Below are 24,024 nucleotides of genomic sequence, written 5' to 3'. Positions count from 1 at the left end.
TCATGGCTACCCCTCATATCAAGGCCGAGCGCGGCGACTTCGCCGACACCGTGCTGATGCCCGGCGACCCGCTGCGGGCCCGCTATATCGCCGAGAACTTCCTCGAAGCCCCGCGCCTGGTCAACGACGTGCGCAACATGTACGGCTACACCGGCACCTACCAGGGGCGTGAGGTCTCGGTGATGGGCCACGGCATGGGCATCCCCTCGGTGTCCATCTATGCCAAGGAACTGATCACCGAGTTCGGCGTCGAGCGACTGATCCGCGTGGGCTCCTGCGGCGCCGTGCGCGACGACGTCAACGTCCGCGACGTGGTCATCGGCATGGGTGCCAGCACCGACTCCGGGGTCAACCGCACGCGCTTTCTGGGCAACGACCTGGGCGCCATCGCCGACTTCGAGATGACCCGCCACGCCGCCGATGCCGCGCGTGATCACGGCATTCCGGTCAAGGTCGGCAACATCTTCTCCGCCGATCTGTTCTATGACCCGCGTCCCGAGATGGTCGAGATGATGCGTCGCTACGGCATCGTCGGCGTCGAGATGGAAGCCGCCGGCCTGTATGGCGTCGCCGCCGAGTTCGGCGCGCGTGCCACCACCATCTGCACCGTCTCCGATCACATCGTCAAGGGCGACTCCCTGTCCAGCGACGACCGCGCCACCACCTTCGATGACATGATGCGTATCGCCCTGGACAGCGTGCTGCGCGACGACGCCGGGGGTGCGGCATGAGCGAATCAGTGGAGGCAGAGATCGTCAGCGCCCTGGTCGCCGTGCGCGACCGCGCCTATGTGCCCTACTCCCGGCATCCGGTGGGCGCGCTGATCGTCAGCGAGAGCGGCACCCGCTACAGCGGCGCCAATGTCGAAGTGGCGCACTACAAGGGGCTGTGCGCCGAGGCCTCGGCCATCGCCGCCATGGCCAGTGCCGGCGAGCGGCGCCTGCAGGACGTCTATGTCATCGGCCCCGGCGAGCACCTGTGCACGCCCTGCGGCGACTGCCGCCAGCGCATCCGCGAATTCGCCGACGACCGGACACGCATTCACGTGGTCGATGCCGAGGGCCGGCTGCTCAAGCGCTACACCCTGGAACAGTTGCTGCCGGACGCCTTTGGCCCCGATAATCTGCAACTCGACGGATGATCTCATGGCCGGTCGGCCCGGCCGGCCAGCCTGTAACGCAGAAGTGACATCATGCAGAGTCCCGCTCTCGCCATCGCTCGCACGCCCCTGGTAGCCGTCTACGGCACGCTGAAACGTGGCCTGCGCAATCACCACTGGCTGGACGGCGCGACCTTCGTCGGCACGGACCGACTGACCACCGCCACGCTCTATGATCTGGGCCACTGCCCCGGCGCCAAGGCCGAACCATCCCACGGCGTGGAAGTGGAGGTGTATCGCGTCAGCACCCGCATTTTCACCGGCCTCGATCGTCTGGAAGGCTATCGTGTCCGCGCGCCGGCCCATGGCGATTACGACCGGGCCATTCATGCCACCGCCTTCGGCCCGGCCTGGCTGTATCTCTACAACCACGACGTCAGGGGGTGTCCGGTCATTCGCGAAGGCGGCTGGCAGCCCGCAGGCCAGGCCTTGTGAGCGTCATCCGGAATCGCGCCGCTGGGGCGACCGCCAGCGTCTCACTCAGCACCGACCCCATGGAGCCCTCATGTCTCGCGTCATCGATATCCCCGCCGCCGACGGCACCATCGACGCCCATATCGTCACGCCCGCTGACGCCGACGGCCCCCTGCCGGCCGTGATACTCCTCACCGATATCGGCGCCGTGCGCCCCTGCTACCTCGAGAAGGCCCAGCGCATCGCGGACAACGGTTACGCCGTGCTGATGCCCAACATCTACTATCGCGACGCGGCCGGCATCATCGTGCCGGAAGGCAAGTCCTTCCGCGACCCGGATATCCGGCCGAGCCTGGTCGAATACGCCGGCCACCTCACGCCCGAGGCCCAATCCCGCGACTTCACCGCCTGGCTTAACGGCATAGACGCCGCCCCGGAATTCGCCGACGGCGGCATCGCCGTGGTCGGCTACTGCCTGACCGGCGGCTTCACCCTGCGCATGGCGGCCGAACACCCCGAGCGCATCATCGCCGCGGCCGGCTTCCACTCCGCCAACCTGGCGAAAGCCGACGACGACAACAGCCCCGTTCAGGTGGTGGGCAATATCCAGGCACGTGTCTACTTCGGACACGCCGACAAGGACGAACTGCTCCCCGCCGACCAGATCGCCCGCCTGGACGAAGCTCTGGCCAACGCCGGCGTGCACTTCACCACCGAACTCTACAAGGGCGCCCCTCACGGCTACACCGCCAAGGACGCCACCTGCTCCTACCACCCCGAAGCCGATGAACTGCACTACAAACGCCTGGCAACGCTGCTGGAAGAAACGCTGTAAGGCCGCCTACCACCTCCGGCATGGTGCCCATGGGCATAGGACACCATGCCGGACGTAACTCAGTTGGAAAGAAAAGACCGATAGAGACGGTGCCTCCATTTGACGAGTGTCTGCTTACGGCCAATAGCTGACGTTGAGATCATGCTGATGTAACGCCGCAGATAACCGGCAACGGCGCAGCCGTTGTTCGGCGCCGAAGGCGCGCAGTTAATCAGCTTGGTTATGTGACGCGCGCACTGCTTTCACGAGGGAGCGCCTATCAAAGAGTCAATGCCCTCATCTCTGATCGTAGCTTTGGCCTCGTTCAATGCTTCTTGATCGGTAGGGAACTGGTCATCCCATACGGTGGAGTTCCCAAACTCGTCCACGACTTCCAGGTGCCAGTCGCTTCCGCCACCACGATAGACATCGACCTGAACCGTCTTACCGTCGTCGGTTAATTCCTGGCACAGGGAGCTCATCTCTATATCGATTTCATCTTCCATCAAATACTCCAAAACCGTCGATAGTCACATAACGCTCTTGTTAATGGGTAAACTGCGCAGCAGTTTTTCCTTGATTTAACCGATTGTTATTTGCCTTTAGTGCCTCGCTTCTTTTTTGAGCCAACTCGCTTCTCTTTTGCGCCTTCTATTCGATTTTTCGCGGCAAAAATAACACCGGCTGCATTATGAATTTTGGTCTTCCTTTTAGCGGACTTAACCAATACATTTTTGGTTTTTACATTACCAGTTAGTTCTGCCTTCAACCGCCGCTTCGCATCTCTCGCGCCAAAACCGGCTGCAGTGGCTAACACTTCACCATCGGGCGAAATCGCTTTAGTTACATGACCGACGTCATCCAATTCAACAACAATTTCATAGTCATTCATGATATGGAGCCGTGAATTCCCAAATCTTCTCTGAAACCTGAAGTGGCACGATGCCTCTTGTGCAACTAACGCTCGCATTTGCGGCTGGTTTGGAGCGTAGCGGAAAACCAGTCCGACAACATGCGCTTGTTATGTGCTCTTTTGAGTAATCAGCGAGCTAGAAAGCCAGTATCCAACGGCTATTTTACCGACCGCCATGACGCCGTAAGCTGCGCTAAACATGGAGGATGGTCCCACAAAAGCAATAATGATAAGGGCGAAAAAACCGACAATAATTTTTCGATTATTTTCTGTGAAGCTAAGCTCCTTGGTGAAAAACATAACTGAACAAACACCGATAAATACACCAAAAATGATTCTTTCAAGCATAAATTGGCTGCCTAAATAAATTCCTCAATGTTACTCGATTAAACGCCAAGTATTTCACCGCAATAAACTCTTTCATCTAGACTAATGCATCTAACATCGACTCTATTCCATAAGCGGTTTTTTATACTTCTAGTTATCTGTTTTTCCGACATGATTTTCTGCTTTTCATCGAGGATCCCAGGAGCTATCTGCAAACGGTCTATGTATACAAATAGCCTTCCGTCTTTTCGCTCGACTCGGCGCTCTCCCTGGGTATATAGCAACCAACGAATAGAATTTCCCGCGTCGTTTCGTTTGAATACTCTCCCAACATTAGTAATCTCATGTTCAATGTATTTATCAGTTAACACAATCTCGTCAGGAATGGATACAACTATCTGATGCGTTCGAGCTTCTTTATTTTCGCTAATAGCCGTTATGGCGTATTGATTAACCCAATCCATATTAACGCTTTCACTGTGCGGCATACTTTCTTTGAGGTATTCTCTTACGTTAGCCGGGGTATCGAGATTAATGTATCTAGGAGACTCAACGATTAGAATTACGCTCTTGCCATCTTCACTGAAACTGATTTTATTTTCATTGGTGCCGTATAGGGCCATAGAAACTTCTAATGGGTATTCGGTTATCCCTGCTCGTATCTTGCTCCCAACACTCTTCTGAAGCTCATCCTCAGCAGAGGAGAATAGAACCCACCCTACAATGAACAAGATAGGTAGTAGGCCAAAAGGGAAGATCAACATTGTGTTGCCGAACATCTAGAAGTCTCCGAGCGCATTATAATTACGGCAGGTGCGGCCACACGGTGGCCGCACCTGCCGTGCTATCTTTCTGATTTAACTTGTTGCTGCATTAAGCTTTCTCTGCCTGACGCCGCAGGCACTCCGATCAAGACACTCATGGCCTGAAGTTGGTAGCCTAGTCATATCGGCGATGTGAGCGATCTTCCTACATTTCTTACAGCGGGTGTTGCTAATAATTTGAGTCATTTCGACTCCCTATTCAGTAGCTGAATCCTAACTGTACATGTTTTAAAAATCTTTTTCACAAGAATATTTTGTTTTCTCTGAAGCTGAACCGCACTGGCACATAACAGGTATTAGGTGGCACGCGTGCTTCCTCACTTGAACGAGCGGATGCGTTCAACATTCTTATACTGCCACATCAACCCATTGATTTTCGGTGTATTTTCGTCGATGTGGCTATATAACACCAATAAACGAGCATTCAGCCTTTGCCGGCATGTCCGCTTTGGGTCATTAGTGGCCGTGATGCTGCTCCGTTTCCACCCTGCCAAAAATACCAGACACTGATACCCCGATGGCTCGTCTTGTCCATCAAGCCTGCCACTAAATCAATCACGGGGCCAGGCTCGATACGGGCTTCGTTAACCTGGCTTGGGAGCGGGGACATCGGCTGCGTAATTCGCTACGAACCAGACTCCCCTACTCCCCGAACCGGCGACGTAGATAAGCGATGATGGCACTGGATTCGTAGAGCCAGCGCGTTTCTCCATTCTCCTCGATACGCAGACAGGGCACCTGGCCCTTGCCGCCGCCTTCGATCAAGGCGCGGCGATGTTCGGGGTCGAGGCGGGTGTCGCGGATCTCGATGTTCAGGGCCAGGCGGGTGATTTCGCGGCGTACCCGCACGCAGTACGGGCAGCTCCAGAACTGGTAGAGCGTCAGGGCCTCGCAGGCGCGGTCGGCTTCGGCCTGGGCCGCGGGGTCGCGGCTTATTTCAGGGGCCGTGCCCAGTTTTCTGGATAACCAGGTCAATGGCGCCAGTAATGTCTGAACCAGCGATGTCATGCTCCGCTCCTCCTTGGCTGGCGGCGGTGCGCCAACCTCTTTAGCTTGTGCCGCGCACGATCAGCTCGACCGGCATGGCAAGGTGGCGAGGTGATTGCTGCAGGCGTGCTTCCGCCAGCAGCTCCACCGTCTTTTCGGCGATGCGTGGAATGTCCTGGCGGACGGTGGTCAGACCCTCGGCCAGGGCCGGCAGGTCATCGAACCCCGTGACCGCGACTTCATCGGGGACTCGCATGCCCATGTCATCCAGCGCGGCCAGACAGCCGCGCGCCAGCTCGTCGTTCTCGCAGACGATGCCATCGCAGGCTCGAGGGTCGGAACCCAGTCGCTGCATCAGCCATCGATAGGCCGTCAACGCCGGGTCCAGACTGGACGGAATATCGATGAGCCGCTCATCGAGCGCCGCGGCCTGCATGGCCTGCCGAAACCCGCTCAGGCGGTGCTGACTGTGCGGGCTCTGCAAGTCATCGCCCATGTAGGCAATGCGTCGTCGTCCGCCCTCGATCAGGTGTTGGGTCACGTCATGAAAGCCCTGTTGTTCCTCGGGAAACACCGAGAAGCCCTGGCCCGGCAGGCCGATGCGCACAAAGGGCAGGTTATGTTGGCGCATCAGCCGCGGGCGTGGGTCATCACCGAACTCGCCGAGCAGGATGGCGCCCCCGGCCTCTTCGGGCAGGGTCGCCGTGCGGTCGTGGGCGAAGAAGATCGGCACCATGCCCTGGCGATGCAGCGCCACGGTCAGGTGCTGGTAGAGCAGGAAATAGTAGGGTCGCAGCTCAAAATCCCGGCGCCCCAGCGAGATGCCCACCACCGCGGCCTTGCCGCTGATCAACTGACGCGCGGCGGCGCTGGGCTGATAGCCGGTATCCCGGCTGATGTCGAGAATACGCTCGCGCAGCGCCTCACTGATGCCCGGCTTGCCGTTCAAGGCACGACTCACCGAGGCAATCGAGACATTGGCCCGGCGAGCAATTTCCTGAATGTTGGCTGCCTTGCTCGATTTTGCGTTCATGCCTGGCCCCATCCACCATGGCCGCCCGTCTGCGGCCCTGCCGATGAGGATTGTGCCCGATCACTGGCAATGTTGCGATGCGCCCGCCGAGACACTTTGCGCAACCGACGGGCGTCAGGCGCCGTTATCATCGCGCCGGTGCACCGCAGGCATGCCACGCTTCAGTCACAGGCGGGCGCCGGGGCTCGGCAGGATCTCTCGGTAAGGCGCTGCCAGCCCTGGGTATCGGCCGTGAAGCAGGCATCCAGCACCTTCTGCAGTGCCGCTCCACGGGCGAAGTCGGGCTGGTCGTTGATGCCACTGGCGACACTATCGACGAAGCGGCGGTAGATGCTCGGCGTCGGCGGCGCCGTGAGTTCGCTCCAGCGCGCAGGATGCACATCCTCGTCGAAGCACACCTCGACCCGGTCACGGGCCGCATCGAGGTCGACGCGCAGCGCGCCGCGGTCGCCGTGGACCGAGAGCGTCAGCGAGTTGTGATGGCCGGTAGCCCAGCGAGTGGCCTGTACGGTGCCCAGCGCGCCGCCGGCAAACTCGACCTGCATCAGGGCGCTGTCATTGGCGTCGAGGGTGTACTCGCCGATGCGGTTGTCCGGCGCCTTGTCGAAGCACTTGAGCCGACAGGTCACCGCGGCGATGTCGCCCACCGGGAAGCTGGCGAAATCGAGGATATGCACCCCCACGTCGCCCAGCACGCCCTTGCTGCCGTGGGCCTCGGAGAGCCGCCACAGCCACTGGCTGTCCTGGTCCCAGCGCCCCCAGGCGTCGCTCACCAGCCAGCTCTGGCGGTAGCTGGCGTCGACATGCATCACCCGGCCCAGCCACCCTTCCGCCACCAGCTCGCGGGCCAACTGGATCGCCGGGGCGTCGCGATAGCTGAGGTTGACCATGTTGATCACCCCGGCTTCACGGGCCGCCGCCGCCATTTCCTCGGCGTCCGCGGCGTTGGTGGCCAGCGGCTTCTCGCAGAGGACGTGCTTGCCGGCGGCGACGGCAGCCAGTGTCGTCGCCCGGTGGACGCCATCCGGCGTCACGTTGCTCACCGCCTGGATGTCGTCGCGAGCCAGCATGGCCTGAAGGTCGGTATACACCGCCGGAATGCCGTGCTCGTCGGCGAAGGCGTGCGCCTTGTCGCCATCCAGGTCGCAGACCGCCACCAGCTCGACGCCTTCGAGGGCGTGAAACTGCCTGGCATGCTCGCCGGCCATACCGCCGGCGCCGATAATCGCCAGTCGTATCATTTGAAGCCCTCCTCGCCCGGCTTGTGCAGGCTCTCGCCCTTGACCTCGACGGGATCGGGAGCCTGGTCGGGCGGCACATTGGGGCAACTGTCGATCCACCGCGAGCCCTCGGGGCACGCCCATTTCACGGCGTTGCTGAGCACCCGCTGGACCTGGGCGTCATGGTAGATCGGATAGGTTTCGTGGCCGGGGCCGAAATAGAAGATCTTGCCGTTGCCCCGCTTGTAGGTGAGCCCCGAGCGAAACACTTCGCCGCCTTCAAAGGCACTGATGAAGATCACCTCATCGGGGTTGGGCACGGCGAAGGGCTCGCTGTACATCTCGCTGTGCGGCAACTCGATATAGCCGCCCAGTCCCTGGACGATGGGATGACCGGGGTTGACCACCCACAGCCGTTCACGCTCGCCCGCCTCGCGCCACCGCAGCGAGCAGGTGGTGCCCATCAGGCGCTTGAAGATCTTCGAGTAATGCGCGGAGTGCAGTGCCAGCAGGCCCATGCCCTGCAGCACGCGGGCCTGGACACGCTCGACGATGTCGTCACGAACCTCGCCATGGGCGGCATGGCCCCACCACAGCAATACATCGGTGTCGTCGAGCAACGCCTCGGGCAGCCCCTGCTCGGGGTCCTGCAGGGTGACGGCGCGAGCCTCGATCTGCGCATCCTGGTTGAGCGCCTGCGCAATGCAGGTGTGCATGCCATCGGGATAGAGACGCGCGACCACCTCGTTGGTCTGCTCGTGGACATTCTCGCCCCAGACCGTGACCTTGATCGTCATGAATTGGCTCCTCTGGTTCACGCCCTGGCGGGCAGAATTCACCGGATTATCGTCACCACATTCAAATAGTGGCGACATGGCGACAAAGTAAACGTTTACTCTAACAGCGTAAACCTTTACTCAGTGCCACCATGGTCGCATCCGACTGACTCGGGCCCGGTGGCGCAAAACCGCCGGTGTTGAGGGAAACCCCGCAGGAGAACGACCGAGCCCGGCGGTCGCCGGGCTCGGTCGTGGTCAGCAAAAAGTGATCCGCAACGCGGGGGCCTGCCGTCAGGTGCCCGGATCCGGCGACCCGCCACTGGCGCTGGTCTGGCGATGAGGGTCGGCCACGCCGGGCTCGCCGGCATCCCGGCCGGCCGCATCGCGTCCATCGCCGCGTTCGCTGCTGCCATCCAGACGGCCGCCACCGCGTCCTTCCATGTTGACGCTGAGACGCGGCACCCCCAGATCCAGTGCCTGATCCTCCATGCGCTGCTTGAGCAGCAGGTTGAAGGCACGCGCCACATCCCACTGCATTTCCGGGGCGGTGCGAAAGCGCATGCGCAGGATCGGACAGCCATCCTCGAAAGCATGAATGCCCTGCATCTCCAGTGGTGACCAGATGTAATGGCGCATCATGGGGTCCTGGCGCAGCGCCCTGGCCGTTTCGTGCATCAGGGTAATGGCATCGTCGATCTTCATGTCGAAGGGAATGCGGATTTTCATCAGGGCGATACCGAACTGCCGCGACATGTTGTGGATGGAGTCAATGCGGCTGAAGGTAATGATATGCACGATACCGTCCAGGTCGCGCAGCCGCACCGTGCGGAGCGTGAGCCCTTCCACGGTGCCCATGTGGCCATTGATCTGCACGAAGTCGTCCACCGCCAGGGAGTCTTCGATGAGGATGAAGATGCCGGTGATCAGGTCCTGGACCAGGGTCTGGGCTCCGAAGCCGATGGCCAGTCCGATGACACCGGCACCGGCGAGCAGCGGCGTGACGTTGACTCCGAGGTTGGCCAGGCCAACGATGGCCGCGATCACCACGATGGTGGCGAAGATCACATTGCGGATCATCGGCGTGATGGTCTGGGCCCGCGCCTGGTTCACCCGGCGTCCCCGCGACCGCACCGACGATACCAGCGCGCGCTGAATGGCCGTGTCGGCAAAGATCCACGCCAGCCAGGCCAGCAGGAAGGTGAAGCCGATGCCCAGCAGCGCCTGGCCGATGCGCACACTGGCCACGCCCTGAGTGCCGATGCCGATCAAGGAGCCGCCCCAGACCTGAAGGGAAAGCTCGGCAAAGGCCACCCAGGCCAGAACATGGCTCAACGCATAGCCAAAACGCTCCAGCCGTCGACGATACTCACTCTGTCGGCGCTTCTTCGTGCGCTTTTCGGCATGTCGACGCAGCACCCCGGCCACTACCAGGGTCAGCACCAGAAGCGCCGCCGAGATGATCGAACGCGCCAGGGCCGTGCCCACATCACCGCCGGTGGCGAAGATCGCCAGCAGCGAGCCGCCCACCAGCAGCAGCGCCGGCACATGCCAGAGTCCACCCACGACCCTGACCACCTCGGAGGTATTGCTCTTCACCCGCCGCTGCACGTAGGGACGATTGCGAATCAGGTGCTTGATCGGGCGCTTGAAGCGCAGGATGAAGCGTCCGCTCAGCACGGCCGCCAGGATATTGGCCAGCACCGAGAAAAGGCTCGCCAGATCGAGGCCGATGAAACTGGTCAACCGCGATGACTGGAAGGCATCGCCCAGTGCGATCAAGGCGCCGATCATGAACAGCGGGCGCAGGCCATGGAATTGCAGGATGCGCACGGCCATGAAGCGATGACCGCGAGTGAATACGGCGATGACCGTTTCAACCACTACGGACAGGGCGCGGCCGCACAATGCGACATAGGCGATCACCAGCGCCGCGGTGCGACCGGCACTTCCCGGCACCAGCTGGGCGATCCCCAGGGTCATGGCAAAGGCCAACGCCCAGGGCAGCATGCGGCGCAGAAAATGAATCACCATCAGGGAGGCACGCGGCTCACGCGGCAGATCCAGTGGCCAGTCGCGTCGCCTGGCCAGCATGCGTCCCAGGGCAATCAGGATCACCAGCAGGCCAGCCCAGATGGCCACCAGCACCATCAGCTCGATGGCAAAACGGACCAGCTCGGCATTGCCGGTACCGACAATGAGGTCGGTCAGGTCCGTCCAGCCCTCGGTCAGCTTGAGTCGCCAGCCTTCCAGTGGCGAGTCACCGGCCTCAGCCTGCTTCCCCAACTGATTGAAGGTGTCGGCCAGGGCCCCCAGCAGGCCCTGGGGCGAGGTAATGCCCGACTCTTCCGCGGCAGGCTGGTTAACGCTGCGCAACGCCTGCAGGTTTTCCAGCAGCGCCTGCCGCTTGGTGTCATTCTCCAGCGTCGAGATGACTTGATCCAGCGAGGCCTGCAGCTCGGCCGGGTCCAGATTCTCGGCCTGGCGGGCCTCCGCGAGGGCTGAGAGCGGTGCCGGTTGAGCTGCCACACTCCACGAACCCAGCAACGTCAGACAGAACAGCACAACAAGCAAACAAGGGCGCGCAGCGAACAGCATCATGTCTCCAGTCGCGACTGTGAGGCGTAAACGTGGGTATCATGACATAATTACGCCCGGACGGTGTGCTAGGGTTCAATCTCGTCACATAAGGAAGTCAAGATGACGCCGCAATCGCCTGCTTCTCCCCGCAACGCCAATGGCAAGACTCGGTGCGTTGGTGTCGAGATCGAATTCGCCGGCCTGCCACCCAGGGAAACCGCCGAGCTGGTGCAGTCGCTCTTTGGGGGTGACATCAAGGTCCTCAGTGCGCATCGCCTCAAGGTCGTGGAGACGCGCTGGGGAGAGTTCGGAATCGAGCTGGATACCCAGTACGCCCACCCCGATGCAGAGCGTTTCAGCGCGGATGCCCACCCGGACAGCGAGTGGCAGCGCATGCGTCACGACTTCCACACCCGAACGCGGGAGCTGATCGGCGATGTCGTGACGGGCCTGGTGCCCACCGAGATCGTCTGTCCCCCGGTCCCCTGGGACGAACTCGGCGAGCTCGACGCCCTGTTCGAAGCCTTGCGGCAACGCGGCGCCAAGGGCACCGATGCCAGCCTGCTTTACGGTTTCGGCCTGCACTTGAACCCCGAAGCTACCAGCCTCGAGACCCGCGACATCCTCGACTGCCTGCGCGCCTATCTGCTCACGGCCCGCTGGCTGCGTGAGCAGATTCATGTCGACATCACCCGCGAGGTGCTGCCGCACGCCAACCCCTTCACCCGGGCCTATGCACTCAAGGTGCTGGATCCTGACTACCAGCCGGAGCTGCGCACCCTGATCGACGACTATCTGGAATACAACCCGACACGCAATCGCGAGCTGGACCTGCTCCCACTGTTCGCTTTCCTGGACCCGACACATCCACATGAGCTGCTCAGCGACCAGCTCGTCAAACCACGCCCCACTTACCATTACCGGCTACCCAATGCACAGCTGTCGGATCCACAGTGGGGTGCCAGCCTGGAATGGAATCGCTGGCTGGAGGTCGAGGCGCTGGCTGCCGCGCCGGACACGCTGGGCGAGCGCAGTGCGCAGTATCTGGCGCGCCATCGACCCGGCTGGCCAAGGCGCATCTGGAACATACTGCAAAACCGTTGGAGGCGTTGATGTCGGAACGCCCCTTGATCGGTATCACTACCTCCGATCACAAGAGTCGTATTGCCTGGTGGTTCGACTGGTTCGCTGTATGGCGGCATGGCGGCAAGCCACTGCGTTTGTCGCCATCACGAACCATGCCGGCGCATCTCGATGGCCTGATCATCGGCGGAGGAGACGATATACAGGCGCACCTGTATGGCGCCGAGGTCCATCTCGACGTGCGGGTCGACCCACAGCGCGACGACCTCGAGCTGCAGCTTCTGGAACGCTTCATTCCTCGCGGCACCCCGGTGCTCGGGATCTGCCGGGGAGCTCAGTTGATCAACGTCTACCGCGGAGGCACCCTGGACACGGACATCTACACCACGCATGAGGGGCTCAAGCCAAGGCGCACGGTATTGCCGCGCAAAACGGTGGATATCGTCGGGGCCAGCCAGCTGAACCGTATCCTCAAGGTCACCTGGTGCCGCATCAACAGCCTGCACCATCAGGCCGTGCAGCAGACCGGTGAGGGCATCGAGATCGTGGCCCGCGATCGGGACGGCCTGGTACAGGGAATTGAGTCGACACAGCACGACTTTTTGATCGGCGTGCAGTGGCACCCGGAGTGGCTTATCTTCAATCGCCCCCAGCAACGCTTGATTCGCGCCCTGGTTGAGGTCGCGGGCCAGCGCTGACCCTCCAGACACGCCTCAGGCCACCCTGGGGTGGCCTGATAGCGTCCTACTGCCAGAAAGAGGGTTATCCCTCCAGCTTGGCATCCAGGGTGATCTCGGCATTGAACAGCTTGGAAATCGGGCAACCTTCCTTGGCCTTGTTGGCCGCATCCTCGAAGGCCGCCTGATCGGCACCCGGCACGCTGGCCCGTGTCTCCAAGTGAATCTGGCTGATGCTGAATCCGCTTTCATCCTCGACCAGCGACACCTCGGCCTGGGTGGCGATGCGTTCCGGAGTATAACCTGCCTCACCGAGAATCATCGACAATGCCATGGAATAGCAGCTGGCATGTGCCGCACCGATCAGCTCCTCGGGGTTGGAACCGTCCTGACCCTCGAAGCGCGTGGCAAAGCTGTACGCCGTTTCGTCGAGCACACCGCTCTGCGTGGACACCGTGCCCTTGCCGTCTTTCAGGTCACCCTGCCAGACAGCACTACCGTATTTCTTGATGCTCATGTCGACTCCTCGTGTTCCGGGTTCGTCACAATCTTGCCTATTTCAGTAAAGACAATGGGGGTCCTCGCCCTAATACACAAGGGGAATTGCATCACCGGATGCTGAAACACACACTAAATGTCCAGCGCACACGCTTTCCAACAGGAGCTGACATGTCGAATCGCCCCGAAGTCACGCTAGCCGCCACCTCTCGAGCCCCCGCCGTGACCTTGCCCGCGATCGGCCAGGGCACCTGGTACATGGGAGAGGGTCATGACACGCATCAGGAAGAAGTCACTGCCCTCCAGGCTGGCCTGGACCATGGACTCAGCCTGATCGACACCGCCGAGATGTATGCCGAGGGCCAGGCCGAGCGAATCGTCGGGGATGCCCTGAAGAACCGCCGCGACGAAGCCTTCCTGACCTCCAAGGTCTACCCCTGGAACGCCGGCCGCGACTCGGCCATCCAGGCCTGCGAGAACAGCCTTAGGCGTCTCGGCACCGACTACCTAGACCTCTACCTGCTGCACTGGCCCGGCGGCATTGCCCTCGACGAGACCCTTGAAGCCTTCGAGCGACTGCAGCAAGACGGCAAGATTCGCCGCTTTGGTGTCTCGAATTTCGATGTCGAGGAGATGCGTTCCCTGGTCGAGATGCCGGGTGGTAACGACTGCGCCACCAACCAGGTGCTCTACCACCTGGGATCGCGGGGTATCGAATACAGCCTGCTGCCCTGGCACCGCAAGCAGGAGTTACCGGTAATGGCCTACTGCCCGCTGGCTCAGGGCGGCCGCCTGCGGCGCGACCTGCTCGACCATCCCGATATCATGGCCACGGCAGCCGAGCTCGACCTCACGCCGGCGCAACTGCTGCTCGCCTGGTCCATTCGCCCGATCGACGGCCAGCGTCATGTCATGGCCATCCCCAAGGCCGTAGATCCACAGCACATCCAGGAAAATGCGGCCGCTCTGAACGTTGTCCTTGATGACGACACCCTGGCCAACTTGAACAGCATCTTCCCGCCGCCGGTCGCCAGGGAACCCCTAGACACCGCCTGACGCCGCCACCCCGCGTTTTCGTTGCTTCTATCCGGGCCGCAATGCCGCCAGTGACGCCGCCAGCCGCTCGGTGCCCAGCGCCTGCATGCTGGCGGCATTGCGCTCGGGGATGCTCTCCGGGTCGGGATAATGCGCCAGCGCCCCTTCCAGCCCGGCCTCGCGAATCAGGTGCCACATCGGCCAGGGCGCGCGATTGGTGTAGTTGCGCGGCGAGTCGGCGTCCTCGCCCTCGAATTGATAATCCGGGTGAAAGCTCGCCAGCTGGTAGACGCCTTCATAACCCTGCGCCTCCATCAAGCTCTCGGCCAACGCCAGGTGATCCAGATAATCATCGAAGTCATCCAGACAACCCGTCAGCACCAGCAAGGTGGTCTCGTCCTCGGGGTGGCCGTCCAGGTGCCAGCATTCCTCCATCAAGCGCATCAGTGCCGCTCCGGGCTCGGCCGCCTCAATGTTGACGTAACGCACGCTACCCCGCGCCACCTCCCGGCCGGCGAAGGGGCAGACCTCGCGGCCGACGACAAAGGACTCGACCCAGGCACGGGTCGCCTGGAGGGGATCAACGGGATCGGACATGAAGAGCTCGGCAGCGGCGGAAAAGAGACACGCAGTATACCGGCTCCCAGCAAGAACAGGCAGATGAACGCTGAACTTCAAGACGCCTTTCCAGGCAAGCGGCTCCCTGGCTCAGCTTCGCCGTGATGCCAGGCGATCCGCCAGCCGGGTCGGCTCGGGCAGCTTGGTGCGTCCCAGGCAGGCCACTACCCAGTCGAGGGCCGTGGGCAGGCTGATGCGATGCCCGCTGGAAACGAACACCGGCTTGACGCCGGCACGCGAGCGCAGCACCGCGCCGATGGTCTCCTCCTTGTGTACCAGAGGTACCCGGTCGCCCCGCTCGTTGCCCGGCTCGACGTGATGCCCGCACAGCCGTGACTTGGCGATGCCGATGGTCGGCCGATCCAGCCACAGTCCCAGATGGCTCGCCACCCCCAGCCGACGCGGATGTGCCAGCCCCTGGCCATCGACCATGACCAGCTCCGGCGAGCTCGTCAGTCTATCGAAGGCGGCCAGTGCGGCGGGCAGCTCGCGAAACGATAGAAGCCCGGGAATGTAAGGCAGGCGCGTCGGCTCGCGATGCACCACCTGCTCGACCCGCTCGAAGGCCCCATCGGCCCCCGGCGGCCAGGCGAGTACCACCACCGCCGCGCGGGTCACCTCGCCCCCCTGCTCGAAGCCGATATCCACGCCGGCAATGCGCGTCACCTCGGCCAGGCGATCCTGACGCTCGACCCGGGCGGCCAGCTGCTTCTGCAGGGCGATCGCCTCGCCCGGGTCGAGGTTCCAGTCGTGCAGCGCGGTTGGCGACATGCGGCCTCCCTGTCCTGTTGATCCGTCGGTGCGAGGCGCCCGCGACCCATTGCCCGACAATAAGCGCCTGATGCGCCAGCACCAATCGCGTTAGACTGGGCGCCCTTGTCCTGACGACACTGCTTCACGATCCGCCACCGGGGCGCCCATGTTGAGACTGATCCATACCGCTGACTGGCATCTGGGCCAGAGTTTCCACGGCCAGGAACGCCATACCGAACACCGCGCCTTTCTCGACTGGCTGCTGGAGACCCTGGTCGAGCGCGATGCCGATGCCCTGCTGGTGGCCGGCGACATCTTCGATGTGGTCAATCCCTCGCTGCGCGCTCAGGAGCTGCTGTACGACTTCATCGTCAGCGCCCATGAGCGTCTGCCACAACTCGACATTGTATTGATCGCCGGCAATCACGACAGCGGCAATCGCATCGAACTGCCGGCGCCCCTGATGCGCCGCCTGCGTACCCATGCGCTGGGGCGTGTGGCATGGCGCGACGACGGCGAGCTAGATGCCGACCACCTGCTGGTGCCGCTGCATGATAGCAGCGGCGAGACGCAGGCCTGGTGCCTGGCGCTGCCCTTTCTGCGCCCCGCCGAGGTCACCGGCGGCGAGGCACAGGATTATGTCGGCGGTATCTCGCAGGTTCACCAGGCACTGATCGATGCCGCGCGTCAGCGCCGACAGGCCGGCCAGGCGCTGATCGCCATGAGCCATGCCCATCTGCATGGCGCCACGGTCTCGGAAGCCAGCGAGCGCCCCATCGTGATCGGCGGCGAGGAGTCCATCCCGGCGACGCTCTTCCCCGCGGACATCGCCTATGTGGCGCTGGGCCACCTGCATCGCGCCCAGCAGGTGGGCGAGGAGCGCATCCGCTACAGCGGCAGCCCCTTGCCGCTGGACTTCAGCGAGGTCGGCTACCCGCATCAGGTGGTCGAGGTGCAGCTCGAGGGCGAGCAGCTCGAAGGCCTCGAGTCAGTGCCCATCCCCCGTGCGGTGGCCATGCATCGCCTGGGCCCGGCCGCGCTGGACGAGGTACTGGATGAACTGGCGGCCCTGGAGGACGACCCCGACTTGCCGCGCGAACACTGGCCCTGGCTGGAAGTCAGCGTCCGGCTGGAAGCCCCGGTACCCGACCTGCGCGCCCGCCTCGACGCGGCCCTGGAAGGCCGGGCACTGCGTCTGCTGCGCCTCACCCGACACCTGCCCGACACCACCGGCGACGCTGCCCCGCAGCGGGTCGACCTGGAATCCCTGGGGCCGCGCAAGCTCTTCGAACGCACCTGGCAGAACCGCTGGGACATGCCACCGGATGACGACGTCCTGGCCGACTTCGACCGCCTGCATCAGGAAGTGCTCGACGACACGGAGGGCAACGCATGAAGATCCTTGCCCTGCGCCTGGAAAACCTTGCCTCCCTGCCCGGCCCGCTGGAACTCGACTTTACCGCCGAGCCCCTGGCCCATGCCGGCCTGTTCGCCATCACCGGCCCCACCGGGGCGGGCAAGAGCACCCTGCTCGATGCGCTGTGCCTGGCGCTCTACGGCAACACGCCGCGCCTGCGCCAGGCCCCCAATCGCGACAGCCAGGTGGATGACCCGGCCGGCGATCCAGTGACCACCAGCGACCCCCGCACCCTGCTGCGTCGCGGCACCGCCAGCGGCCATGCCGAGGTCGATTTCGTCGGCCGCGATGGCCGTCGCTACCGGGCCCGCTGGGCGGTACGCCGCGCCCGATACAAGGCCGAAGGCCGCCTGCAGAGCGTCGATCAATCGCTGCGCGACCTCGACGATGACCGCCTGCTGACCACCCAGAAACGGGAGTTCGACAAGCAACTGCCCGAACGCCTGGGTCTGACCTTCGAGCAGTTCACCCGGGCCGTGCTGCTGGCCCAGAGCGAGTTCTCCGCCTTTCTCAAGGCCGATGACAACGAGCGCAGCGACCTGCTCGAACGCCTCACCGGGACGGCGGAGTACTCCGCCATCTCGCGCGCCGCCTACCGGCGTGCCAGCGAGGCGAAACGCCACCTGGAGGCCCTGGAAAACCGCCTCGCCGACGACCTGCCAGCCGACCCCGAGACACGGGCGCAACTCGAGCACCATGCCCGGGAGGCTGGCGAGCAGTTGCGGCAACTGGAGCAGCAACGCCAGCAGCAACAAGCCCGCCAGGCCTGGCACGAGACCGATGCGCGTCTTCGCGAGGCGCTGGACCAGGGCCGCCACCAGCAACAACAAGCGGAACATGCCTGGCAGGCCCTGGCCGGGGCGCGCGAGGACCAGGCATGGCGCCGCGTCATCCTGCCGCAACGTCATCTTCTGCAACGCCAGGCCGACCTCCCCGATCTGATCACCCGGCAGCAAGCCGAACACGCCCAGACCCTCGAGGCGCTGGGCGAAGCCGAGGCGACACTGGCGCAGCAACGCAAGGCGCACGAGACCGCCGAGCAGGCCCTGCAGGCTGCCCGGGAAGCTCGCCAACAGGCCGAGCCGGCCCTGCGCGAGGCTCGCCGGCAAGCGACCGACCTGGCCAGCCTGCAACAGCAGGTAAGCGACAAGGAAAGGCTCCAAACCGAGCGCCAGCAGCAAGTCGCCACCCTGGATGCCGAGCACCGCCAGGCCGAGCGCGAACACCAGCAGCGCCGCCAACAGCAGGCAGAGTGGCAGGCCACCCTGTCTCGGCTGATTGGTGATCACGCCAACCTCGAAGCGGCTAGGCAAGCGTCTCGACAAGCCTTCGAGCAGGCCGCTCAACGCCAGCTCGCCCTGGAGGAACTGGCCAGCCGCTGGCAGCAACAGTGTCGCGCCAGCGCTGACAAGCAACGCCTTGTCGAGCGCCTTCAGCAGGAGGAGCCGAGGCTGAAACACTTGCTGGAACAGGGCCAGGAGGCACGCCGCCAACTCGAGCAGGCGCAGTCCCATCAGACCAGCGTCAGTCGCTCAATCGAACGCAGCCGGGCGGTACGCAGCGAAAGCGTGATCGCCCTGCGCGACGCCCTCACCGAGGGTGAGCCCTGCTCCGTCTGCGGCGGTCTGGAGCATCCCTGGCGGCATCAGCCACCGGCCACTCCGGAGGCGCATCAACTCGCCGCCCAGCAACAAGAGGAGGAGCGCCAGCTTCAGGAGGCCCAGGATGTGCTTGAGCAGGCACAGCAGCAACGCGACCGGCTGTTCAGCGAATACAGTGCGCTGGACGCCTCGCTCAAGCAGGCGCGTCAGGAAGTACAAACCGCTGAGCAAACGTCCCGGGAAACGCATCAGGTACTTGAACAGCACTCGCTGTACGCCGAGCTCGCCAGCATCGAGGACGCACAGCGCGACGCCTGGCTGAGCGATCAGGTCGAGCGGAGCCATAATACTCGGCGCCAGCATGAAAGCACCTTGAAAGAGCTGAGTCAGGCTGAGCAGGAAATAGAACCCCTCAAGCAGGCCCTGCAGGAAGACGCCACCCGGCTCGCGCGTTTCGAGACGCGCCGCGAAAGTCTCGACGGCGAGCTCCGCGAACTGGCCGAGCAGTTGCCACCTCTACAGACACAACGGGATGAACTCGCCGAACGCCTGGCCACGCTGCTGGGACAACACGCCTCGGCGGATGCCTGGCAACAGCATCTCGACGAGGCCCAGGCGTCCGCCTATCAGGCGCGGGACAACGCCCTGGCGACATCCCACCAGGCGCACCAGGAAGTACAGCGGCTGACTCAGCAGCGCGATCATCAACAGCGCCAGCTGGATGCGCTCGGCCAGGAAAGCGACAGCCTGGCAAGCCAGCTGACCGAATGGCGACAGGCTCACCCCGATCTGGATGACGCCACCCTGACACGCCTGTTGGCACAATCCGAGGCCGAGGCAGAGCGCCAGGAACAGCAGTTGAACGACGCCGAGCAGGCCCGCCAACAGGCCGCCGCCACTTTGGCCGAACGTTACCAGGCACTGATCGCACAACGCCGCGACCAGGCATTGCTGGCGACGCCGCATGACGAGGCCGCCCTGCTCGGCGACGACGTCACCCAGACCATCGTGGAGCGTTTCGAGGCCCTGGAACAGGAGCGACAAGCGCTGACGCCGCAACTCGAGAGTGCCCAGAAGCAACGCGATGACGCCCAGCACGCCCTGCGTGACGACGAGCGCCGAAGAGAACGCCAGCAACAGGGCCAGGCGCAACTCGAGGCGGCCCGTCAGGAGTATCGCCGCTGGGGGCGCATCAGCGAGTTGATCGGCTCCGCCGACGGCAAGACCTTCCGGCGGATTGCCCAGGCCTACAACCTGGAACAGTTGCTGGAACACGCCAATGCCCACCTGCATGGCCTGAGTCGACGCTATCAGCTGGTACGCGGCGGCAGCGAACTCGGCCTGCTGGTCATCGACCGCGACATGGGCGACGAGCGGCGTTCCGTGCATTCGCTTTCCGGCGGCGAGACCTTCCTGGTGTCACTGGCGCTGGCGCTGGGGCTGGCCTCCATGGCCTCCGGCGAACTGGTGATCGAATCACTGTTCATCGACGAGGGCTTCGGCAGCCTCGACCCCGACTCCCTGGCCCTGGCCATGGACGCCCTCGACGGCCTCCAGGCCCTGGGGCGCCGGGTCGGCGTCATCTCGCATGTGCAGGAGATGCATGAACGCATCCCGGTACAGATTCACGTCTCACCCGAGGGTAACGGCACCAGCCGTGCCACACTGATGAGTCATTGACACGCAAGGAGGTGGCACCATGAAAATTGCGGCCGGTGTGATATTGGTTATCGGGTTGGTGCTGACCTCAGCACTGGTCATGGCACTGATCTTCGGTGGCCCTTCCCAGCCTCCCGCCATGGCCGGCATCAACGAGCCCTTCAAGAACCTGGAATACAGCGGTCTGCCGGCGCTGGATCGCTACCAGGCTCGTGATGGCAGCCAGCTCGCCTACCGGCACTACCCGGCCGAGACCCGCGATGACGCCAGCAACGGCAGCGTGGTGCTGCTGCATGGCTCCTCCGCCGACAGTCGAAGCTTGCACCCTCTCGCCACGGCCTATGCCGAGGCCGGCTTCAGCGCCTATGCGCTGGATGTGCGCGGCCACGGCGACTCGGGGCCGCGGGGCGATATCGCCTACATCGGCCAGCTGGAAGACGACCTCGAGGACTTCGTCGACGCGGTGAATCCCGACACACCGCGCACCCTGACCGGCTTCTCCGCCGGGGGCGGCTTCGCCTTGCGCGTCGCCGGCAGCGAGCGCTCGGACCTCTTCGCTCACTACCTGCTGCTGTCCCCTTTCATCAGTCAGGAGGCACCGACCCACCGCCCCGACACCGGCGGCTGGACACAGGTCGGCATTCCCCGCTACATCAGCATCGCGCTGCTCGATCAACTGGGCATCAGCACCTTCAATCACCTGCCGGTGGTGCGTTTCGCCCTGGCCGAGGATGCCAGGGGACTGCTCACCCCGGCCTATTCCTTCAACCTGGCCCAGAACTACCGCCCCCGGGCCGACTACCGCGCCACCATCCAGGCCGTCGACCACCCCACAAGACTGATCGCCGGTCGTGATGACCAGGTCCTGGACTCGACACACTTCGATACGGTGTTCCAACACGCCAGCCGCGATGTACCGGTCACCCTGCTACCCGACATCGGTCATGTCGGGCTGGTGGTCGAACCCGACGCGCTCCAGGCGATCATCACCGAGACGCGCCACCTGCTCGACACCGGCTCTGCCCAGTAGCCCGGCCACCAGCGAGCGGGCCACCGCCACTACCAGAACCCGAGCTGCGCCGAGACCCAGCGCCCCGGCATCAGGGTGCCGATGAAGGCACCCACCAAACCGAGATAGGCTCCCACCATCCATTGACGATGCTGGCGTGCCCGGCGGCCCAGTATGCTGGCCAGCCCCATGGTGACGGATACCAGCAACCAGGCCGACAACAGATGCACCGGGCCAAAGTGACCGACCAGCGGCAGCAGGCTGCTCCCCAGCCAGAAGGAGCTGAGCGCCGAGAGCATCATGCTGCTCACCCAGATGCTCCCCAGTGTCCTGTGTAGCCATCTTCCCTTGGGCATCAGCAGTACCAGCCCGCCAAGCGCCAATGCCAGAAACGAGGCATAAAGGTGCAACGTGAACGCCATGCGATATCCTCTCGATAACCATGCAACTTATTGCATAAGACTAGTCGAGCACCCCTCTATATGCAACCATGTGCATAATAAAGCGAAAACCAGGATGCCTCATGTCATTGCGCGCCGTTGTCCTCATTACACTGCAGCAGGAACCCGGCACGGGTTACGACATCCTGCAGCGCTTCAGAACAGGGCTGGCCCACGTCTGGCAGGCCAGTCATCAGCAGATCTACCGTGAACTGGACCGCATGCGTCGTGAGGCACTGCTCGAGTGTCGGGCAGTGGCGCAATCCGAACGCCCGGATCGCAAGGTCTATCAGCTCACCGCCGCGGGCCGGCAGACACTGGAAGCCTGGCTGGCCGAGCCTCTCGATGCCGGACCGGTACGCGAGCCGTTATACGCCAAATTCTTTGCCTGGCAGGATTGGCCGAGCGAAGCCCGGCTACGGGAGCTTCAGGCACTGAAAGGACAGCTGGAGCAGCGACTGGCCACCTATGCCGAGATCGAAGAGACATGGTTCAGCGCCCCCGAGACCCTGACGCCTGAACAGCGCGCGCCATGGCACACGCTGCGACTGGGTCAGCAACTGACGCAGACCTGGCTGGTATGGATCGAGGACGTGATGGCGGAGGACGCCTGAGGCGACGCCCCCGCAGGGGCGTTAGGGATACATGGATTGACTGGTGCTTCGCTGAAGTCGAGCAACGCTTTCCGGGCTTCGAAAGCGAGCCCAGAATTAGAAGCCAATGTCCTTGTAGTGCCGCGATACCTTCTCGATGGCCAGGGCATAGGCGGCCATGCGGTAATCATTGATCCTGGAATTTTCCTGACGCAGACGAATGATCGACTGCAGCGCCAGGCGCATTGAGTCGTCCAGACCGGAGCGCACCAGGTCGAACTCGTCGGCGCCGCGTCCAATACGGTCACTCAGGTGCTCGGGCACCTCGACGCCGGTGGCCTGCTCGATGGCCTCGATGATCTGCTCGCCTCGGGCTTCGTGAAAGCGCCGTTCCAGGCGACCGAAGCGCACATGGTTGAGGTTGCGAATCCATTCGAAATAGGAGACCACAACACCGCCGGCGTTGCAGTAGGCATCGGGCAGTATCTCGATGCCGCGTTCCTGCAGGATCTTGTCGGCCAGGAAGGTCACCGGGCCATTGGCCGCCTCGGCGATCAGCTTGGTCTGGATGCGCTCGGCATTGTCTGCCGTGATCACGCCTTCCAGGGCCGCCGGAATCAGGATATCGCACTTTCGCTCAAGCACGGCCATGCCATCCTCGACGAACTCGCCACCGTCAAAGCCCTTGACCCCACCGGTCTCGGCGATGTGCTCACGCACGGCGGCGACGTCCAGGCCCTGATCATTCACTACCGCGCCATCGCGCTCGATAACGGCGGTGATCAGGCTGCCGTCCTCGGTCTGAAGGAAGTGCGCGGCATGATAGCCCACATTGCCCAGCCCCTGGACAATGATGCGCTGGCCCTCGAGGGTGCCGGAGAGGCCACAGCGTTCAAGCTCCTTGGGGTGGCGGAAGAGCTCGCGCAGCGCATACTGCACACCGCGGCCGGTCGCCTCGTTGCGCCCGCGCACCCCGCCATGTTCCACCGGCTTGCCGGTCAGGGCGCCAAGGTAGTTGATGTCGTTGGGAAACATCTGGCGGTAGGTATCCACCATCCAGCCCATCTCGCGCGGGCCGGTGCCCATATCGGGCGCCGGCACGTTCTGTGCCGGGCTGAGATAGCCCTTGTTGATCAGGTCGCGAGCAAAACGCCGGGTAATGGCTTCCATTTGGTGGGGTTCATACTGAAGCGGGTCGATGACCAGGCCACCCTTGGAACCGCCGAAGGGCACATCGACGATGGCGCACTTGTAGGTCATCAGCGCGGCCAGGGCCTCGACTTCATCCTGGTCGACAATCGGCGCAAAACGGATCCCGCCCTTGGAGGGCAGGCGATGGTCGCTATGGGTGGCTCGCCAGCCGGTAAAGATCTCGGCTTTGCCATTGATTTCCACCGGGAAAGATACCTGGATCACGCTCTGACAAACCTTCAATGCATTGCCGATCCCCTCGTCCAGCTCCATGATCTCGATGGCATGGTCCACCATGTGCTCCACACTCTCGCGGAATGACATGCCTTGCTGCGCGTACTTGCTATCGCTCATCCAATGCCTCCATGGTCATTGTTATACTGGCCTTGCGACACGCACAGGC

25 protein-coding genes are annotated in these 24,024 nt (G+C 63.1%); 11 read left to right on the top strand and 14 right to left on the bottom strand.

The features are described 5' to 3' along the window. Positions 1 to 2 precede the first annotated feature (2 nt). From deoD to QWY74_RS01730, 4 genes are all read left to right on the top strand, one after another. Positions 3 to 731 carry a purine-nucleoside phosphorylase gene (gene deoD, locus QWY74_RS01745; RefSeq protein ID WP_290273015.1) on the top strand — a complete coding sequence of 243 codons (729 nt, stop codon included), beginning with the start codon at positions 3 to 5 and terminating at the stop codon, positions 729 to 731. Next, the gene (gene cdd / locus QWY74_RS01740; protein WP_290273013.1) at positions 728 to 1,141 is read left to right on the top strand and encodes a cytidine deaminase; all 414 of its coding nucleotides are present in this window, start codon (positions 728 to 730) and stop codon (positions 1,139 to 1,141) included. The genes deoD and cdd overlap by 4 nt, the downstream gene beginning before the upstream one ends. 51 nt (positions 1,142 to 1,192) lie before the next feature. Next, entirely contained in the window at positions 1,193 to 1,594 is a 402-nt protein-coding gene (locus QWY74_RS01735) for a gamma-glutamylcyclotransferase family protein (RefSeq protein ID WP_290313650.1), read from the top strand. Between the two features lie 70 nt (positions 1,595 to 1,664). Continuing rightward, positions 1,665 to 2,408 carry a dienelactone hydrolase family protein gene (locus QWY74_RS01730; RefSeq protein WP_290313649.1) on the top strand — a complete coding sequence of 248 codons (744 nt, stop codon included), beginning with the start codon at positions 1,665 to 1,667 and terminating at the stop codon, positions 2,406 to 2,408. A 242-nt stretch (positions 2,409 to 2,650) separates the two neighbouring features. On the opposite strand, the gene QWY74_RS01725 is transcribed toward QWY74_RS01730, so the two are convergent. The 9 genes from QWY74_RS01725 to QWY74_RS01685 all read right to left on the bottom strand — a co-directional run bounded on the left by QWY74_RS01725 (position 2,651) and on the right by QWY74_RS01685 (position 11,065). Further along, a complete protein-coding gene (locus QWY74_RS01725) occupies positions 2,651 to 2,893 on the bottom strand; it encodes a hypothetical protein (RefSeq protein ID WP_290313648.1) in 243 nt (80 codons plus the stop codon). An 86-nt stretch (positions 2,894 to 2,979) separates the two neighbouring features. Further along, positions 2,980 to 3,279 carry a hypothetical protein gene (locus QWY74_RS01720; protein ID WP_290313647.1) on the bottom strand — a complete coding sequence of 100 codons (300 nt, stop codon included), beginning with the start codon at positions 3,277 to 3,279 and terminating at the stop codon, positions 2,980 to 2,982. Positions 3,280 to 3,408: 129 nt separating this feature from the next. After that, entirely contained in the window at positions 3,409 to 3,648 is a 240-nt protein-coding gene (locus QWY74_RS01715) for a hypothetical protein (RefSeq protein ID WP_290313645.1), read from the bottom strand. Positions 3,649 to 3,686: 38 nt separating this feature from the next. Then, entirely contained in the window at positions 3,687 to 4,406 is a 720-nt protein-coding gene (locus QWY74_RS01710) for a hypothetical protein (RefSeq protein ID WP_290313644.1), read from the bottom strand. A gap of 687 nt (positions 4,407 to 5,093) precedes the next feature. Beyond that, the gene (locus tag QWY74_RS01705) at positions 5,094 to 5,459 is read right to left on the bottom strand and encodes a glutaredoxin family protein (protein WP_290313643.1); all 366 of its coding nucleotides are present in this window, start codon (positions 5,457 to 5,459) and stop codon (positions 5,094 to 5,096) included. Between the two features lie 40 nt (positions 5,460 to 5,499). After that, the gene (locus tag QWY74_RS01700) at positions 5,500 to 6,471 is read right to left on the bottom strand and encodes a LacI family DNA-binding transcriptional regulator (protein WP_290313642.1); all 972 of its coding nucleotides are present in this window, start codon (positions 6,469 to 6,471) and stop codon (positions 5,500 to 5,502) included. A gap of 161 nt (positions 6,472 to 6,632) precedes the next feature. Next, positions 6,633 to 7,712, bottom strand: a complete 1,080-nt coding sequence (locus QWY74_RS01695; RefSeq protein ID WP_290313641.1) for a Gfo/Idh/MocA family protein — start codon at positions 7,710 to 7,712, stop codon at positions 6,633 to 6,635. Next, complete coding sequence (locus tag QWY74_RS01690; RefSeq protein ID WP_290313640.1) at positions 7,709 to 8,488, bottom strand: ThuA domain-containing protein; 780 nt, start codon at positions 8,486 to 8,488, stop codon at positions 7,709 to 7,711. Before QWY74_RS01690 ends, QWY74_RS01695 begins: the two co-directional genes overlap by 4 nt. 273 nt (positions 8,489 to 8,761) lie before the next feature. Further along, positions 8,762 to 11,065, bottom strand: a complete 2,304-nt coding sequence (locus tag QWY74_RS01685) for a mechanosensitive ion channel domain-containing protein (RefSeq protein WP_290313638.1) — start codon at positions 11,063 to 11,065, stop codon at positions 8,762 to 8,764. A gap of 102 nt (positions 11,066 to 11,167) precedes the next feature. Here QWY74_RS01685 and QWY74_RS01680 point away from each other — a divergent pair, with 102 nt between their 5' ends. Both QWY74_RS01680 and QWY74_RS01675 read left to right on the top strand, forming a co-directional pair. Beyond that, complete coding sequence (locus QWY74_RS01680; protein ID WP_290313637.1) at positions 11,168 to 12,160, top strand: amidoligase family protein; 993 nt, start codon at positions 11,168 to 11,170, stop codon at positions 12,158 to 12,160. Further along, on the top strand, positions 12,160 to 12,828 hold the full coding sequence (locus QWY74_RS01675; RefSeq protein WP_290313636.1) for a gamma-glutamyl-gamma-aminobutyrate hydrolase family protein: 669 nt from the start codon (positions 12,160 to 12,162) through the stop codon (positions 12,826 to 12,828). The genes QWY74_RS01680 and QWY74_RS01675 overlap by 1 nt, the downstream gene beginning before the upstream one ends. Positions 12,829 to 12,892: 64 nt before the next feature. Here QWY74_RS01675 and QWY74_RS01670 read toward each other — a convergent pair whose 3' ends face one another. Beyond that, positions 12,893 to 13,324, bottom strand: coding sequence for an OsmC family protein (locus QWY74_RS01670; protein ID WP_264823817.1), 432 nt, complete (start codon positions 13,322 to 13,324; stop codon positions 12,893 to 12,895). 152 nt (positions 13,325 to 13,476) lie between these two features. On the opposite strand from QWY74_RS01670, the gene QWY74_RS01665 reads away from it, so the two are divergent. Then, positions 13,477 to 14,361: an aldo/keto reductase gene (locus tag QWY74_RS01665; protein WP_264823818.1), complete on the top strand. Its 885-nt coding sequence runs from the start codon at positions 13,477 to 13,479 to the stop codon at positions 14,359 to 14,361. Between the two features lie 27 nt (positions 14,362 to 14,388). Here QWY74_RS01665 and QWY74_RS01660 read toward each other — a convergent pair whose 3' ends face one another. Together QWY74_RS01660 and nfi are read right to left on the bottom strand one after the other, a co-directional pair. Further along, positions 14,389 to 14,937 (bottom strand): DUF1415 domain-containing protein, encoded by a 549-nt coding sequence (locus QWY74_RS01660; RefSeq protein ID WP_290313635.1) that lies wholly within the window; start codon positions 14,935 to 14,937, stop codon positions 14,389 to 14,391. A 111-nt stretch (positions 14,938 to 15,048) separates the two neighbouring features. Next, on the bottom strand, positions 15,049 to 15,729 hold the full coding sequence (nfi, locus tag QWY74_RS01655; protein WP_290313633.1) for a deoxyribonuclease V: 681 nt from the start codon (positions 15,727 to 15,729) through the stop codon (positions 15,049 to 15,051). A 148-nt stretch (positions 15,730 to 15,877) separates the two neighbouring features. On the opposite strand from nfi, the gene QWY74_RS01650 reads away from it, so the two are divergent. Genes QWY74_RS01650 through QWY74_RS01640 form a run of 3 tightly spaced genes read left to right on the top strand, consistent with a single transcriptional unit; the run spans position 15,878 to position 21,418 of the window. Continuing rightward, complete coding sequence (locus QWY74_RS01650; protein WP_264823821.1) at positions 15,878 to 17,107, top strand: exonuclease SbcCD subunit D C-terminal domain-containing protein; 1,230 nt, start codon at positions 15,878 to 15,880, stop codon at positions 17,105 to 17,107. Next, positions 17,104 to 20,409, top strand: a complete 3,306-nt coding sequence (locus tag QWY74_RS01645; protein ID WP_290313632.1) for an AAA family ATPase — start codon at positions 17,104 to 17,106, stop codon at positions 20,407 to 20,409. Before QWY74_RS01650 ends, QWY74_RS01645 begins: the two co-directional genes overlap by 4 nt. Positions 20,410 to 20,428: 19 nt before the next feature. Beyond that, positions 20,429 to 21,418 (top strand): alpha/beta hydrolase, encoded by a 990-nt coding sequence (locus tag QWY74_RS01640; RefSeq protein ID WP_264823823.1) that lies wholly within the window; start codon positions 20,429 to 20,431, stop codon positions 21,416 to 21,418. Between the two features lie 29 nt (positions 21,419 to 21,447). Here QWY74_RS01640 and QWY74_RS01635 read toward each other — a convergent pair whose 3' ends face one another. Then, the gene (locus tag QWY74_RS01635) at positions 21,448 to 21,819 is read right to left on the bottom strand and encodes a DUF2306 domain-containing protein (protein ID WP_264823824.1); all 372 of its coding nucleotides are present in this window, start codon (positions 21,817 to 21,819) and stop codon (positions 21,448 to 21,450) included. A 101-nt stretch (positions 21,820 to 21,920) separates the two neighbouring features. Here QWY74_RS01635 and QWY74_RS01630 point away from each other — a divergent pair, with 101 nt between their 5' ends. Further along, on the top strand, positions 21,921 to 22,451 hold the full coding sequence (locus QWY74_RS01630) for a PadR family transcriptional regulator (RefSeq protein ID WP_290313631.1): 531 nt from the start codon (positions 21,921 to 21,923) through the stop codon (positions 22,449 to 22,451). A 96-nt stretch (positions 22,452 to 22,547) separates the two neighbouring features. Here QWY74_RS01630 and QWY74_RS01625 read toward each other — a convergent pair whose 3' ends face one another. After that, complete coding sequence (locus tag QWY74_RS01625) at positions 22,548 to 23,975, bottom strand: Glu/Leu/Phe/Val family dehydrogenase (RefSeq protein ID WP_264823826.1); 1,428 nt, start codon at positions 23,973 to 23,975, stop codon at positions 22,548 to 22,550. Positions 23,976 to 24,024 lie beyond the last annotated feature (49 nt).

Source organism: Halomonas almeriensis (assembly GCF_030409235.1).
Classification (GTDB): domain Bacteria; phylum Pseudomonadota; class Gammaproteobacteria; order Pseudomonadales; family Halomonadaceae; genus Halomonas; species Halomonas almeriensis.
This window is presented reverse-complemented; position numbering and strand designations above follow the sequence as displayed.

What these genes read in the sequence shown, in the direction of transcription:
- deoD (WP_290273015.1), top strand. Translation starts at nt 3, where the DNA reads ATGGCTACCCCTCATATCAAGGCCGAGCGCGGCGACTTCGCCGACACC.
- cdd (WP_290273013.1), top strand. Translation starts at nt 728, where the DNA reads ATGAGCGAATCAGTGGAGGCAGAGATCGTCAGCGCCCTGGTCGCCGTG.
- QWY74_RS01735 (WP_290313650.1), top strand. Translation starts at nt 1,193, where the DNA reads ATGCAGAGTCCCGCTCTCGCCATCGCTCGCACGCCCCTGGTAGCCGTC.
- QWY74_RS01730 (WP_290313649.1), top strand. Translation starts at nt 1,665, where the DNA reads ATGTCTCGCGTCATCGATATCCCCGCCGCCGACGGCACCATCGACGCC.
- QWY74_RS01725 (WP_290313648.1), bottom strand. Translation starts at nt 2,893, where the DNA reads ATGGAAGATGAAATCGATATAGAGATGAGCTCCCTGTGCCAGGAATTA.
- QWY74_RS01720 (WP_290313647.1), bottom strand. Translation starts at nt 3,279, where the DNA reads ATGAATGACTATGAAATTGTTGTTGAATTGGATGACGTCGGTCATGTA.
- QWY74_RS01715 (WP_290313645.1), bottom strand. Translation starts at nt 3,648, where the DNA reads ATGCTTGAAAGAATCATTTTTGGTGTATTTATCGGTGTTTGTTCAGTT.
- QWY74_RS01710 (WP_290313644.1), bottom strand. Translation starts at nt 4,406, where the DNA reads ATGTTCGGCAACACAATGTTGATCTTCCCTTTTGGCCTACTACCTATC.
- QWY74_RS01705 (WP_290313643.1), bottom strand. Translation starts at nt 5,459, where the DNA reads ATGACATCGCTGGTTCAGACATTACTGGCGCCATTGACCTGGTTATCC.
- QWY74_RS01700 (WP_290313642.1), bottom strand. Translation starts at nt 6,471, where the DNA reads ATGAACGCAAAATCGAGCAAGGCAGCCAACATTCAGGAAATTGCTCGC.
- QWY74_RS01695 (WP_290313641.1), bottom strand. Translation starts at nt 7,712, where the DNA reads ATGATACGACTGGCGATTATCGGCGCCGGCGGTATGGCCGGCGAGCAT.
- QWY74_RS01690 (WP_290313640.1), bottom strand. Translation starts at nt 8,488, where the DNA reads ATGACGATCAAGGTCACGGTCTGGGGCGAGAATGTCCACGAGCAGACC.
- QWY74_RS01685 (WP_290313638.1), bottom strand. Translation starts at nt 11,065, where the DNA reads ATGCTGTTCGCTGCGCGCCCTTGTTTGCTTGTTGTGCTGTTCTGTCTG.
- QWY74_RS01680 (WP_290313637.1), top strand. Translation starts at nt 11,168, where the DNA reads ATGACGCCGCAATCGCCTGCTTCTCCCCGCAACGCCAATGGCAAGACT.
- QWY74_RS01675 (WP_290313636.1), top strand. Translation starts at nt 12,160, where the DNA reads ATGTCGGAACGCCCCTTGATCGGTATCACTACCTCCGATCACAAGAGT.
- QWY74_RS01670 (WP_264823817.1), bottom strand. Translation starts at nt 13,324, where the DNA reads ATGAGCATCAAGAAATACGGTAGTGCTGTCTGGCAGGGTGACCTGAAA.
- QWY74_RS01665 (WP_264823818.1), top strand. Translation starts at nt 13,477, where the DNA reads ATGTCGAATCGCCCCGAAGTCACGCTAGCCGCCACCTCTCGAGCCCCC.
- QWY74_RS01660 (WP_290313635.1), bottom strand. Translation starts at nt 14,937, where the DNA reads ATGTCCGATCCCGTTGATCCCCTCCAGGCGACCCGTGCCTGGGTCGAG.
- nfi (WP_290313633.1), bottom strand. Translation starts at nt 15,729, where the DNA reads ATGTCGCCAACCGCGCTGCACGACTGGAACCTCGACCCGGGCGAGGCG.
- QWY74_RS01650 (WP_264823821.1), top strand. Translation starts at nt 15,878, where the DNA reads ATGTTGAGACTGATCCATACCGCTGACTGGCATCTGGGCCAGAGTTTC.
- QWY74_RS01645 (WP_290313632.1), top strand. Translation starts at nt 17,104, where the DNA reads ATGAAGATCCTTGCCCTGCGCCTGGAAAACCTTGCCTCCCTGCCCGGC.
- QWY74_RS01640 (WP_264823823.1), top strand. Translation starts at nt 20,429, where the DNA reads ATGAAAATTGCGGCCGGTGTGATATTGGTTATCGGGTTGGTGCTGACC.
- QWY74_RS01635 (WP_264823824.1), bottom strand. Translation starts at nt 21,819, where the DNA reads ATGGCGTTCACGTTGCACCTTTATGCCTCGTTTCTGGCATTGGCGCTT.
- QWY74_RS01630 (WP_290313631.1), top strand. Translation starts at nt 21,921, where the DNA reads ATGTCATTGCGCGCCGTTGTCCTCATTACACTGCAGCAGGAACCCGGC.
- QWY74_RS01625 (WP_264823826.1), bottom strand. Translation starts at nt 23,975, where the DNA reads ATGAGCGATAGCAAGTACGCGCAGCAAGGCATGTCATTCCGCGAGAGT.